Source organism: Arthrobacter subterraneus (genome assembly GCF_900099735.1).
Lineage (GTDB): Bacteria > Actinomycetota > Actinomycetes > Actinomycetales > Micrococcaceae > Arthrobacter_D > Arthrobacter_D subterraneus.
Window position 1 is genome coordinate 1 of the sequence record NZ_FNDT01000007.1, and the last position, 12,210, is coordinate 12,210.

The 12,210-nt window shown below is 64.7% G+C and carries 11 protein-coding genes, 1 tRNA gene and 3 pseudogenes; 9 read left to right on the top strand and 6 right to left on the bottom strand.

The genetic code is table 11. The features are described from left to right. The 3 pseudogenes from BLS52_RS09280 to BLS52_RS18795 form a co-directional block, all read left to right on the top strand. Positions 1–1,258 (top strand): annotated as a pseudogene (locus BLS52_RS09280) (M23 family metallopeptidase); the annotation flags it as partial. Positions 1,259–1,263: 5 nt separating this feature from the next. Continuing rightward, positions 1,264–1,431 (top strand): annotated as a pseudogene (locus BLS52_RS18790) (DUF6112 family protein); the annotation flags it as partial. A 5-nt stretch (positions 1,432–1,436) separates the two neighbouring features. Continuing rightward, positions 1,437–2,294 (top strand): annotated as a pseudogene (locus tag BLS52_RS18795) (recombinase family protein); the annotation flags it as partial. On the opposite strand, the gene BLS52_RS18800 reads toward BLS52_RS18795, so the two are convergent. Both BLS52_RS18800 and BLS52_RS09295 read right to left on the bottom strand, forming a co-directional pair. Beyond that, complete coding sequence (locus tag BLS52_RS18800; RefSeq protein WP_245702774.1) at positions 2,271–2,936, bottom strand: hypothetical protein; 666 nt, start codon at positions 2,934–2,936, stop codon at positions 2,271–2,273. The pseudogene BLS52_RS18795 and the gene BLS52_RS18800 overlap by 24 nt on opposite strands. Continuing rightward, positions 2,905–2,977: transfer RNA gene (locus BLS52_RS09295), tRNA-Lys, on the bottom strand. The genes BLS52_RS18800 and BLS52_RS09295 overlap by 32 nt, the downstream gene beginning before the upstream one ends. 139 nt (positions 2,978–3,116) lie before the next feature. Here BLS52_RS09295 and BLS52_RS09300 point away from each other — a divergent pair. The 5 genes from BLS52_RS09300 (at position 3,117) to BLS52_RS09320 (ending at position 7,314) form a co-directional block, all read left to right on the top strand. Then, positions 3,117–3,764 (top strand): hypothetical protein, encoded by a 648-nt coding sequence (locus tag BLS52_RS09300; protein ID WP_090586191.1) that lies wholly within the window; start codon positions 3,117–3,119, stop codon positions 3,762–3,764. 41 nt (positions 3,765–3,805) lie between these two features. Beyond that, on the top strand, positions 3,806–4,267 hold the full coding sequence (locus BLS52_RS09305) for a pyridoxamine 5'-phosphate oxidase family protein (protein WP_090586192.1): 462 nt from the start codon (positions 3,806–3,808) through the stop codon (positions 4,265–4,267). Then, positions 4,264–5,469: an N-acetylglucosamine-6-phosphate deacetylase gene (locus BLS52_RS09310; RefSeq protein WP_245702775.1), complete on the top strand. Its 1,206-nt coding sequence runs from the start codon at positions 4,264–4,266 to the stop codon at positions 5,467–5,469. Before BLS52_RS09305 ends, BLS52_RS09310 begins: the two co-directional genes overlap by 4 nt. A gap of 216 nt (positions 5,470–5,685) precedes the next feature. Then, positions 5,686–6,303, top strand: a complete 618-nt coding sequence (locus BLS52_RS09315) for a DUF47 domain-containing protein (protein ID WP_090586198.1) — start codon at positions 5,686–5,688, stop codon at positions 6,301–6,303. Then, a complete protein-coding gene (locus BLS52_RS09320; RefSeq protein ID WP_090586199.1) occupies positions 6,304–7,314 on the top strand; it encodes an inorganic phosphate transporter in 1,011 nt (336 codons plus the stop codon). Between the two features lie 6 nt (positions 7,315–7,320). Here the strand turns inward: BLS52_RS09320 and pstB are convergent, their stop codons facing one another. From pstB to pstS, 4 genes are all read right to left on the bottom strand, one after another. Next, positions 7,321–8,100, bottom strand: a complete 780-nt coding sequence (gene pstB, locus BLS52_RS09325) for a phosphate ABC transporter ATP-binding protein PstB (protein WP_026544803.1) — start codon at positions 8,098–8,100, stop codon at positions 7,321–7,323. A 28-nt stretch (positions 8,101–8,128) separates the two neighbouring features. Further along, positions 8,129–9,232 (bottom strand): phosphate ABC transporter permease PstA, encoded by a 1,104-nt coding sequence (gene pstA / locus BLS52_RS09330; protein ID WP_090586201.1) that lies wholly within the window; start codon positions 9,230–9,232, stop codon positions 8,129–8,131. Then, on the bottom strand, positions 9,232–10,164 hold the full coding sequence (pstC, locus tag BLS52_RS09335) for a phosphate ABC transporter permease subunit PstC (protein ID WP_090586203.1): 933 nt from the start codon (positions 10,162–10,164) through the stop codon (positions 9,232–9,234). Before pstC ends, pstA begins: the two co-directional genes overlap by 1 nt. A 151-nt stretch (positions 10,165–10,315) precedes the next feature. Then, entirely contained in the window at positions 10,316–11,434 is a 1,119-nt protein-coding gene (pstS, locus tag BLS52_RS09340; RefSeq protein WP_090586205.1) for a phosphate ABC transporter substrate-binding protein PstS, read from the bottom strand. 233 nt (positions 11,435–11,667) lie between these two features. On the opposite strand from pstS, the gene BLS52_RS09345 reads away from it, so the two are divergent. Further along, positions 11,668–12,204: a hypothetical protein gene (locus tag BLS52_RS09345; protein ID WP_090586206.1), complete on the top strand. Its 537-nt coding sequence runs from the start codon at positions 11,668–11,670 to the stop codon at positions 12,202–12,204. The last annotated feature ends 6 nt before the right edge of the window (positions 12,205–12,210 follow it).

The window sequence follows — 12,210 nt, forward strand, 5'->3', positions numbered from 1 at the left end:
AGCCTGGGCCTGTTCCAGATGCGGCCGCAGTCCGGGTGGGGCACGGTCACCGACCTCATGGACCCGACCTACCAGGCGCGGGCGTTCTTCGGCGGGCCAGAAGGCCCCAACTACCCCAGCCCCAGAGGACTACTGGATATCCCCGGCTGGGAGTCCATGGACAAGGGCGAAGCGGCCCAGGCCGTCGAGGTGTCCGCCTATCCCGACCGGTATCGCAACTACGAGCCCGTGGCCGAGACCATCCTGACCACCCTCACCACCACGACCGGCGCTACGGGGCACTACGACCGTCGCCGGCACTGTGGTGCCGGTCGTGCAGACGGTCCCGGTAGAGTCGTCACGGGTCGTGTTCCTGCTGCCGGAGGGCACCTGGGTGCCCTCCTCGGACTACGGACCCCGGGTCCACCCGATCACCGGGGAGAACTCGTTCCACACCGGCACCGACTTCGCCGCCCCGGACGGCACCCCCATCCTCGCCGCAGCAGACGGCACCGTGACCGTCGCGGAGTTCACCGGCGGTGACGGCGGACTCATCGTCATCGAACACCACATCGACGGAGCGGTCGTGGCGACGGCGTATGCGCACATGTGGGAGACCGGCATCCACGTCACCGCCGGCGACACCGTGACCGCCGGACAGCACATCGGCGATGTCGGCTCCTCCGGCAACTCCACCGGCCCGCACCTACACTTCGAGGTCCGCAACGGGAGCACCAACGGCGAGCACACCGACCCCGCCGCCTGGCTCAACGCCCACGAGGCCGCCGATCTGCCAGAGCCCACCACTGGCGCCCCCACCGGCTGCGATGCCGACACCGGAGCACCCGGCGACGAGCCGGACCCGCTCGACGCCGGCCCGGACCGGATGGTCGACGACCCCACCAGCGACGGGCAGATCACCGCCCGCCTCCTGCACCTCCACACCCAGGCCACCGCAGCGTTCCCCGAGACCTCGTGGGCCTGCTACTCGCCGCGGCCCGGCACCGTCTCAGAACACCCCCTGGGCCGGGCGTGCGATCTCACGTTCGGCAACTCCATCGGCCAACACGCCACCCCGTCGCAACTCGAGGCCGGATGGCAGGTCACCAACTGGATGAAGGAGCACGCCGAGACCCTCGGCGTCGAGTACCTGATCTGGCAGGACAAGATCTGGTCCCTGGCCCGCGACGCCGAAGGATGGCGCGACTACACCTACGGCATCGATATCACCACCAGGCACATCGACCACCTCCACGTCACCGTCCGGACCGGGACCTGAAGACCATGGACGTGTTCCCCGACTTCGAGGGCCTGAGCGGCATCGGCGACCTGCGCGAAGTAGTCGGTGCGCTGCTGACCTTCGTGCTCATCACCGCCGTGCTCATGCTGATCGTCTGCGCCATCACCTGGGCAATCGCCACCGCCAACGGCAACCATGCCGCCGCGACCAAGGCACCATCGTCGAGGAGTTCGTCGACGCCGGAGCCTCGGCAAAGTCCGCTGACCGGCCCGAGCTGATGCGGATGATCCAGTACGTCAAGGCCAACAAGGTCGCCTACTGCATCGTCCACAAAGTCGACCGGCTCGCCCGCAACCGCGCCGACGACGTGACCATCCACCTCGCCCTCCAACAGGCCGGTGTCCTGCTGGTCTCGGCCACTGAGAACATCGACGAGACTCCCTCGGGGATGCTGCTGCACGGGATCATGTCGACCATCGCGGAGTTCTACTCCCGGAACCTGGCCACCGAGGTCACCAAAGGCATGACCCAGAAGGCCATCGGCGGCGGGACGCTCGGCAAAGCCCCCACCGGCTACCTCAACGTCCGTACCCGAGACGAGATGGGCCGCGAGGTCCGCACGGTCGAACTCGACTCCGAACGCGCACCGCTGATCGAGTGGGCGTTCAAAGCCTATGCCTCCGGGAACTGGACCGTCAGCCAACTCCACGACGAACTGACCTCCCGCGGACTGGTCAGCGTCCCGACCCCGAAACGCCCTGCCAAGGCGCTCGCGGTGTCCTCGGTGCATCGGCTGCTGACCAACCCCTACTACAAGGGCGATGTCGTCTACCGCGGCACCCGCTACAAGGGCAACCACCCCGTGCTCGTCCCACCCGAGGTCTGGTACCAGGTCCAATCCGTGCTCACCGCCCACAAATCCGCGGCCGAGGCCACCCAGGTCCACGACCACTACCTCAAAGGCACCATCCACTGCGGCCAATGCGGCGCCCGGCTCATCGTCTCCAACGCGAAAAACCGGCACGGCAACCTCTACTGCTACTTCGTGTGCTCAGGCAGGCACTCCAAGCGCACCGACTGCATCCGACAAGCGGTCCTCATCGAAGACGTCGAGCAACTGATCGAGGACTACTACAGCCGTGTGCAGATCAGCCCCGCCCAGCGCGACGCCCTGTCCGGGATGCTGCACCACGAGTTCGACCGACTCATGGCCACCGAAACCGACGAACTCGAACGACTCACCAAGGACCGCGACCGGCTCGAACACGAACAAGACCGACTCATGCAAGCTCACTACGCCGACGCCATCCCTCTGTCGGTCCTCAAACGCGAACAAGACCGCATCCTCGCCGAACTCTACAACCTCAACCGGCGCATCAAAGCCCACCACGGCGACTACGCCGACGCCCGCGCCCACCTCGACGATGCGCTGAACCTGCTGGAGAACTGCGCTGACATCTACGACCGATGCGACGCCGCCACCCGGCGTCTCTGCAATCAGGCGTTCTTTACCAAGATCTACATCGAGGAAGACGGCGAGCTGCGCGTCGAGAACAACCGGCCCTTCGAGATGCTGCTCGACCCCAAGGTCAACGCCAACGCCCTCACCTGGGCTCAGGACAGCGACAAGGCTCGAACCGAAGCCAACGATTCTGTTGGCAAGGGTTCGAGCCTTGTGCGCGGGGTGGGCCCTGTGGGACTCGAACCCACGACCCACGGATTAAAAGTCCGATGCTCTACCAACTGAGCTAAAGGCCCACACTGTCCGGTCAGCCCGAACAACGTGTCTACTTTATCGCACCCGGTCGGGCGGGCGGCACCCGGCATCTGAGGGGAGGTTTGTCCGGTGTTTTCCGCGTACCTAGCCCCCCCATAGGTGCAGGAGTATTCTCGACCCATGGACGGCGAATATGTAGACAACAGCCCTCGGCATCACAAGCCCAAGCCGTTCGCGCCCGTGGACTTCGAAGTCTTCGCCGGCGGAGCAGACCCCTCCCGTGTCTCGGAGGCAGCGCACCTTGCCGCGCATGCCCTGGTCCACCATGGGAGGGAGGCTGATGACCCCGCCGTGACGCAGCGGCTGGTGCAGCTCGCCGACCAGCAGGGGCTCGAGGCCGTGGCCGAAATGTGGGCTGAAAGCCCGGCGCGGTCCTTGCCCGGTGCGCTCTGGCGCCTCTACGCCCTCCGCGCCGCTACCCAGCAGAACCCTGAGCGGATTGCCGCCTACTTCAAGGCGGGCAAGGAAGTGGCCCAGGTGTCCAAGGTTGTAGCCGGTGTGGCTGAGCCCCCCGGCGCCGACGAGGTCCAGCAGATGGCTGACACCATCCTGTCCGGCGCCTTCGATGGCGAGTTCGACGTGGCACTTGAGCGCTTCGCCGCTTTCTGCCGCGTCATCGCGCTGGGCCAGACCAACCACGCCGACGATGCCGAGACGTCAAACGGTGCCCATGCGAGCAAGCTGACGCGCAGTTCCCACCAGCTGGTCAAGACCGCCGAAGACCTGGAACATGCCGCCGCGTCCTGGCGTCGCGGCGAACTGGACTAACGTCCCTGTTTCCTCAGCGGCTCGGGGGCTAGGATCGCCGTATGGAAGAGAATCCTGGGGGAATCGAAGTTCTGAGTGACAGCGACTGCTGGGCCTGCCTGCGGCAGGTTTCGGTGGGGCGTCTCGCCGTCGCGCTCGAAGACGGCCCGGACATCTTTCCCGTGAACTACACGCCGGACCACGGGACCATTGTGTTCCGGACGGGATCAGGCACCAAGCTGGCTGCAGTGGAGGCCGACGCCCGGGTCGCGCTGGAGGCAGATGGCGTGGACCCTGAAGCCGGCATTGCGTGGAGCGTGGTGATCAGGGGCCAGGCTGAGCTGGTGAAGCGGCCCGACGACGTCCTGGAGTCCTTCTCCCTGCCCCTCTTCCCCTGGCAGGAGGGGCAGAAGGATCAGTTCGTCAGGATTACCCCCACCACCATCTCGGGCCGCCGGTTCCCCATTGCTGAACCGAAAACCTGGTGGACGCCCGGCACGAGCGGGCGGACTGCGGTGGAGTGACGCACAACAGCGTGAACGGAGTTCTCAGCAGGATCCTCGAAGAGGACGGCAGCCACGGGCGGGCTGCCATCAGCATTTCCGGTGATGCCATCGCCGGCGTACGCCGGACCGACTCCCCCGACAGCCCGGAAGGACTCCTCCGGCTACCGGAGGAGTTCACCGTTGTTCCCGGCTTTGTTGACCTGCACTGCCATGGCGGTTTCGGGGTTGACTTCCCCACCTCGGACGCCGCCGGCGCACGGGAGGCCGTTTCGCGCATCCACCGGACCGGCACAACAACGCTGCTCGCAAGCCTGGTCACGGCCGAGCCCCAGGCCCTGCTCGACGGTGCGGAACGGTTCGCCGGGTTGGCAGAGTCCGGGGCGATCGCCGGCATCCACCTCGAAGGCCCATTCCTCTCCCACGCCCGCTGCGGAGCCCAGAACCCCGACTGGCTCATCAACCCGGATCTGGGCCTGGTCCGCGGGCTTGCCGCCGCCGCACGCGGCGCTCTGCGCACCATGACCTTCGCGCCTGAGCTGCCGGGCTCAGACGAACTTGTCGACCTACTGGCCTCCCTCGGGGTGGTGCCGTCCGTTGGCCACACAGCAGCCAGCCCTGGGGTGACCCGTGAGGCCCTCGCCCGGGCAGCCCGCGAGCTCTCCCGGCATAAGGGTGGTCAGGAAGCGGTTCCGACGGTCACCCACCTGTTCAACGGCATGGACCCAGTGCACCACCGCTCCCCCGGCGCCCTCTCCGCCTGCCTGCGCGCCGCACGGGCAGGCCAGGCGGTGGTGGAACTCATCGCCGACAATGTGCACCTCGCACCGGACACCGTTGCAATGGTGTTTGAGCTGGTCGGGGCGGACAACATCGCACTCGTCACGGATTCAATGGCTGCTGCCGGGCTCTCCGACGGCACCTACAGCCTTGGACCGTCACAGGTGCAGGTCTCCGGCGGCGTAGCACGGCTGAAGGCCGGCGGGTCCATCGCGGGCGGAACCTCCACCATGGCAAGCCTCGTCCGGAACGCCGTTGACGCCGGAGTCCCGCTCAAGGACGCCCTTCACTCGGCGACCCGCGTGCCGGCGCGGGTCCTGGGCCTCGATGGTCAGGCCGGCGTCCTCAAAGAGGGCGCCAGGGCGGATCTGGTGGTCCTGGATGAGCGACTCGAGGTGCGCGGCGTCATGCGCGGCGGGCAGTGGCTCATCACTCCTCGTTGACATGCACGCGGGTCAGTAGCAGACTGAAACTGGTGTCGGACCGTGGAACCCCCGGGCTTCAACATTAAGCCGCTTCGAGCGGCCTACCGCCGAGAGGCGCTCCCGGTTCGGCGCCACTTTTATGCCCTCATACCGGCCATTGGGGCAACACCCTGCCCACATGGCCGCACAGGTATTCTTGGGTGGCAACCGTCCGTGCAACCCTAGGTGACTTTAGTGAAGCTCCGCCTCTTCCCCCAGGAAAACGCAGGACTGGAACTGCTCTCCAGCATGGCCCAGCAACTGGTCCTCGGGGTGCGCCGCATGTCCGGGATTTTCGGAGCATCGCCCCAGGATTACGATCAGCTCGCGGAGGAACTTCACCAGCTCGAGGGCACGGCCACCGACCTGCACTTCGCACTGCTGACTTCCATGCGCACCAGCTTCATCAACCCGCTGCCGCGCGAGGACCTTTACGCCATCTCCCGGCTGCTCAGCGAAGCCATGGAAAAGCTCGACGGCGCAGCGGAACTGATTGCCCTCTACAAGCTGACCAAGCTCAGCCGCCGTGCAACAGAGCAGCTTGAGGTGATCACCCGGCAGGCTGAGCTGACCGCCGAGGCGATGCGCCAGCTCAACTCTCTGGATGACCTCGAGGATTACTGGATCGAGATCCTGCGTCTTGCCAAGCGCGCCGAGCGGACACACCGGATGTGGTGCTCCGAGCTGCTCGCCGACCACAAGCCTCTGGTCTACGCCCGGCACCGGGACATCGCCAACCAGCTGGTTGATGTCACCAAGGACCTCCGCAAGGTGGCAACCCACGTCGGAGCAATCCTCGTCAAGGAATCGTAGGTGGAGTTCTTCCTTTTCGGAGCCGTCGTCCTCTTCGCAGGCGGCTTCGCGTTCATCAACGGCTTCCACGACGTCTCGAATTCAATCGCAACATCGATCCGCACCCGCGCGCTGACACCGACGGTCGCCGTCCTGCTTGCTGCTCTGTTCAACCTCATCGGCGCCCTGATGAGCGCAAGCCTGGCCACCCTCTTCACCGGCGGCAGCATCAGCCTCCCCGCCGGACAGAGCGGCCTGGGCATACTCCTGGCCGCCCTGCTCTCCGCCTGCGCCTGGGGACTGTTCACGTGGTACCGGGGCAAACCGTCGTCGTCCACGCATGCGCTCATCGGCGGGCTGATCGGAGCAGGCGGCGCGGCCGCCTTGCTGGGCGGGAGATCCATCTCCGGCTCCGGAAGGGTGTTCCTCCTGGAGATTGCCCTGCCGCTGCTGCTGTCTCCGCTGGTTGCCTACCTCCTGGCCTACGTGCTCGTTTTCCCGGCAACCTGGCTGCTTCGGCACAACTCTCCCCGGAAGGTCAACAACGGGAACAGAATGGCGCAGGCGGTCCTGACTGCCGCCTTTGCGCTGGGACACGGCCTGCAGGACGGGCAGCGCACCATGGTTGTGATCGTCCTGGCGCTCATCGGTGCAGGCCTCTACTCGGGGGACGGCGTGCCGCTGTGGGTGCAGGTCTTCGCCGCGGTGCTCCTGGCCGGCGGATCGCTGCTGGGCGGCTGGCGCATCACCCATACCCTCGCGAACCGGCTGGTGCGCATTGACCCCCTGCGCGGGATGGCTGCGCAGGGGGTCAGCGCCTTCATGCTCTTTGTCGGGGCGCTGTCCCTGGACATGCCCCTCTCCAGCACGCACACCATGACCTCGGCGATCGTGGGCGCCGGTGCCAACCAGCGCTACGCCACGGTCCGCGGCCGCGTGGTGCGCTCGGTACTGATCGTATGGATTACGACGGCGCCGGTCACCGCGCTGCTCGCGGCCACCCTGTATCTCGCGATGAGTCCGCTTTTCTAGCTGCGCCTATCCGAAGCGGCCGGAGACGTAATCCTCGGTTGCCTTCTGCGTGGGCATGTTGAAGATGTTCGTCGTCTCGCCGTACTCGATGAGCTTGCCCGGTTTTCCGGTGCCGGCAATGTTGAAGAACGCCGTCTTGTCCGAGACCCGGGCGGCCTGCTGCATGTTGTGGGTGACGATGACCACGGTGTATTCGCTCTTGAGCTCGTTGATCAGGTCCTCGATGGCGAGGGTGGAGATTGGGTCGAGTGCCGAGCACGGCTCATCCATCAGGATAACCTCGGGCGATACCGCAATGGCGCGGGCAATGCAGAGCCGCTGCTGCTGGCCGCCGGACAGACCTGAGCCGGGACGGCCGAGGCGGTCCTTCACCTCATTCCAGAGGTTGGCGCCGCGCAGCGACTGTTCAACCAGCGCGTCCGCATCGGACTTGGAGATGCGCTTGTTGTTCAGCTTCACGCCGGCCAGCACATTGTCCCGGATGGACATGGTGGGGAACGGGTTGGGCCGCTGGAAAACCATGCCGATCTGGCTGCGGACCGTCACGGGATCAACCGCGGAGTCATACAGGTTGTCGCCGTCCAGCAGCACTTCGCCCTCAACGCGGGCGCCCGGAATGACCTCGTGCATACGGTTCAGGGTGCGCAGGAAGGTGGACTTGCCGCAGCCGGACGGGCCGATGAACGCCGTGACGGAGCGGGCGTCGATGCTGATGTTCACGTCTTCAACAGCGAGGAACTTGCTGTAGTAGACGTTGAGGTCCTTGACGTCGATTCGCTTGGACAATGGTGATCCTTCTGGTTGTGCCGGCGGGTCAGCGGCTGGTCTTGGGAGCGAAGAGGCGGGCGATCAGTCGCGCCGCAAGGTTCAGGAGCATGACCATAATGATCAGCACCAGGGCGGCCGCCCACGCGCGCTGCGTGCTCGGGTCGGTGGCCGTCGGAGAGGTGGGCGTCAGGATCTGGTAGTAGATGAACGTCGGCAACGTGCTCATCCAGTCACCGAAGACGTTCCAGTTGATGGACCTCGCGAAGCCGGCGGTAACCAGAATCGGCGCAGTCTCGCCGATGACACGTGCTATGGCCAGCGTGACCCCGGATGCGATGCCGGAAATCGCGGTAGGAATCACCACACGGGTGATGGTCCGCCACTTCCTCACACCGAGCGCGTAAGCCGCTTCCCGGAGCTCGTTCGGGACAATCTTCAGCATCTCTTCGGTCGAACGCACCACAACCGGGACCATCAGCACGGAAAGCGCGACGGCCGCAACGAATCCTGTACGCGTACCCGGACCGAACAACTGGCCAAATAGGGCTGCCGCGAAGAGACCTGCAACGATCGACGGTATACCGGTCATGACGTCCACAAAGAAGGTGATTGCCCGGGCGAGCCGTCCACCGGTCGAATACTCCACCAGGTAGATCGCTGCGAGCAACCCAATGGGGACGGAGATAAGCGTTGCCCACAGAGTGATCTGCAACGTGCCGACTATCGCGTGATATGCGCCGCCCAGGACCGGCGTTCCCTCCGCGACAACCTGGTTGTCGATGGCACCGGTGACGCCGTTCATCGACGTGAACAGGAAGTTATAGGTGAGGCCGGGAACGCCCCGCTCCAGCACCGTCCAAATGACGGACAGCAGCGGCAGCAGTGCAATGAGGAAGGCACCGTAGACAAGGAACAGGGCGAGCCGGTTCTTTGCTTTCCGCTCACCTTCAATTGCGGCGGAGACTGCGGTTCCGGCGACGATGAACAGGATCGCGGAGAAGATCGCCCAGGGAACGAGGCTGAATCCGACGAGTGCGGCCAAAGCGGCTCCGACAACGATTGAGGCTGCCAGAACCACCCAGAGGGTATAGGTGGGCATCCTGCCCTTGGTTAGCTGTGAGCGACGCGGAGTCAGGGTGGCATTTGCCATTAGTTAGCTCCTGAGAATTCTTTGTGCCGGCTGATGATCCAGCGAGCCACGATGTTGACCGCGAGGGTGATCAGGAAGAGAACCAACCCGGCAGCGATCAATTCGCTGAGTCGCAGACCGAACGCCTCCGGGAAATTGAGGGCAATCTCCGCGGCGATTGTCTGATTGCCGGATTTGATCAGGCTGGCAGTGAGTGCACCGCCGGAGAGTACCAGCGCAACGGCCATGGTCTCTCCGAGTGCGCGCCCCAGACCGAGCATGGCGGCGCTGATAATGCCCGGGCGGGCGAACGGCAGCACCGCCATGGTGATCATTTCCCAGCGCGTGGCACCCATGGCGAGCGCTGCTTCCTCGTGCAGTGTCGGCGTCTGAAGGAAGATCTCGCGGCTCAGAGAAGTAATGATCGGCAGGACCATAACGGCGAGCACAATGCCCGCAGTGAGCATGGTGCGACCCGTCTGGCTTGCGGGACCCTCGAAGATCGGCAACCATCCAGCGTTCGCGGCCAGCCAGGCGTAGGCAATGGCCAACTGCGGTGCGAGTACGGCGTATCCCCATGCGCCGTACACCACAGAGGGAATTGCCGCTAGCAGGTCAATCACATATCCAAGTCCCTGCGCGAACCGCCGCGGCGCGTAATGGGAGATGAACAGTGCTACGCCGATACCGAGCGGGGTCGCGATCAGGAGCGCGATGGCCGCTGCAATAACCGTTCCGAGCACGATCGGGAAGATGTAGGTCAGGAAGCCTTCCCCACCGGTGATGTCCGACGGGTCGGCACCAAGGACCGGGAGGGCTTCAACGATCAGGAAGACGGCAACACTGAAAAGCGCCGCCAGGATCAGGCAGCCCGCTGCCAGGCTTGCCCCGGAGAATATCTTGTCTCCGGATTCACCTGCACCGCCTGTTCGTTTCAGTGCATTCGTTGACACGTGGGAACCTTTCGGCGCTGCGTGGGGAACGGTCTGGAACAGTGCTCGCGCGAATGTTCCGTTCTTACAAGGTACCTGCAACCCTGCCGGGCCGTAGACAGCCAACAGCCCCGCCAGGGCCTTTCGGGTCTGGCGGGGCGTCGTTGACTCGTTAGGAAGCGACCTGGATTGAGTCGATGGCTTCCTGCGCCTGCTCGCGGAGGGTCTCCGAAATTGGAGCGTTACCGGCTGAGTCGGCAGCGTCCTGCTGGCCTTCCTCGCTGATGACGTAGGAACCGAATGCCTTTACAAGATCAACGGTCTCCTGATCCTCATAGGTGGTGCAGTACAGGTGGTAGGAGATCAGCACGATCGGGTAAGCGCCTGATTCAGTGGTGTCGCGCTCGAGATCCAGGGACATGTCGACATCATTGCGTCCCTCGTCCACCGGGGTAGCGACCTCAACTGCTCGGGAAGCGGCTTCGGGGCTCAGTGCGACGTACTCTTCGCCGACCTTCACAAGGGCCTGGCCGAGATCTCCTACAGCCGAGGCGTCGGTGTAGGTGATGGCGCCTTCGGTAGAAGATGTGGTGGAGACGACTCCGTTGGTACCCTGAGCGTTCTCCGCGACGATGTCTGCCGGCCAGTCACCGGATACCTCGTAGGTCCACTGCTCGGGAGCAGCAGCCGCGAGGTACTCGACGAAGTTTTCGGTGGTGCCTGACTCGTCAGCACGGTGGACAACGGTGATCGGCAGATCAGGGAGCTCTACGCCCTCGTTCTGGGCGGCGATGGCTTCATCGTTCCAATTCGAGACCTCACCTTTGAAGATGGAGGCGATGGTAGCCGCATCCAGGTTCAGTTCTTCAACCCCAGGCACGTTGAAGGCTACAGCGATGGGGGACACGTAGGCCGGGATGTTAATGGCGCCGTCGGGACCGCAGATTTCCTTCGAAGCCTCGTACTCTTCGTCGTCCAGGTAGGCGTCCGAGCCGGCGAACTGAACGCCCTGCGCGAGGAAAGCCTCGCGACCCGCACCGGATCCATCCGGGGAGTACTGAACCGTCGCCTCAGGGTTGAGTCCTTCGAAGCCTGCCTGCCAGGCGGTCATTGCAGCCTGCTGGGAGGATGCACCCGCACCGGTCAGGGTGCCGGATACTGTGCTTTCGGGAGCGGCGCTGGAGCCGCCTTCTGTCCCGGAATCAACGGCGTTGTCAGAGCCGCACGCCGTAAGGGCCAGAGCGGCCACGGAGATTACTGCCGCTGCGCGGCCAAAGCGAAGAGCCTTCACTTGAATATTGCCCCTTCCAGGGTTTTGAACAGTCGGTGCTCGCAAGAGGCACCCGCGTTTATGTGTACGAGCTTGGGTACGCACACCACGCTAGGCACCGCAGGTAACGAGACTGACGGGTCAAAGTGAACGGAAGGTGAACAGCGGGAGGACATTTACCCCGATTTGGCTCGCGGCCCTTGTGCTTTTGCCGGAATGGGTTATTGGTTCCCAACTTTCTCCAATGCCTGCCCATGTGGTGGGCCGTCGCCCAGCTTGCGGCAGCGGCCACCGGTCTGTTGTTCGTTGCCGTTCTCGCCCGTCATCAGCGGGTCAGGGGAACCGCCGCATGGTGGATTCTCGGCGGCCTGGTACTGCTCTTCTGCCTGGACGAGGGCACCGGGCTGCACGAACGCCTGGAAGGCCTCATTCTGCAGTTCACCGATATTCCTGACACTATGTTCCTCTGGCTGGTCCTCGGCATCCCGCTCGCCCTGATTGTCCTTGTGCTGGCCGCCGTAAGCGCCCGCCACCTGCCGGAGGAATCAACCCGACTGATCGTGCTGGGCGTGGTCACCCTGCTGTTTGCCGCCGTCGGACTTGAGTTCGTGGCCGGGCACTCGGTTGGTCTCGGAGCACCGCCCCTGGCCGTGGACGTGCTGTCCCACCTGGAGGAATTCCTGGAACTGGTCGCCGGATCATTGTTGCTCGCTGCACCCCTGGCCGCCGTTCGGACCCGGACCACCGGCAAGTCCACCAGCTTTACTCTGATGGACCGCTCCCGGCGGTAGGGTCAG

Bases quoted from the DNA above. Each gene is read 5' to 3' on its own strand.
- BLS52_RS09300 (WP_090586191.1), top strand. From the start codon at position 3,117: ATGGACGGCGAATATGTAGACAACAGCCCTCGGCATCACAAGCCCAAG.
- BLS52_RS09305 (WP_090586192.1), top strand. From the start codon at position 3,806: ATGGAAGAGAATCCTGGGGGAATCGAAGTTCTGAGTGACAGCGACTGC.
- pstA (WP_090586201.1), bottom strand. From the start codon at position 9,232: ATGGCAAATGCCACCCTGACTCCGCGTCGCTCACAGCTAACCAAGGGC.
- BLS52_RS09345 (WP_090586206.1), top strand. From the start codon at position 11,668: ATGTGGTGGGCCGTCGCCCAGCTTGCGGCAGCGGCCACCGGTCTGTTG.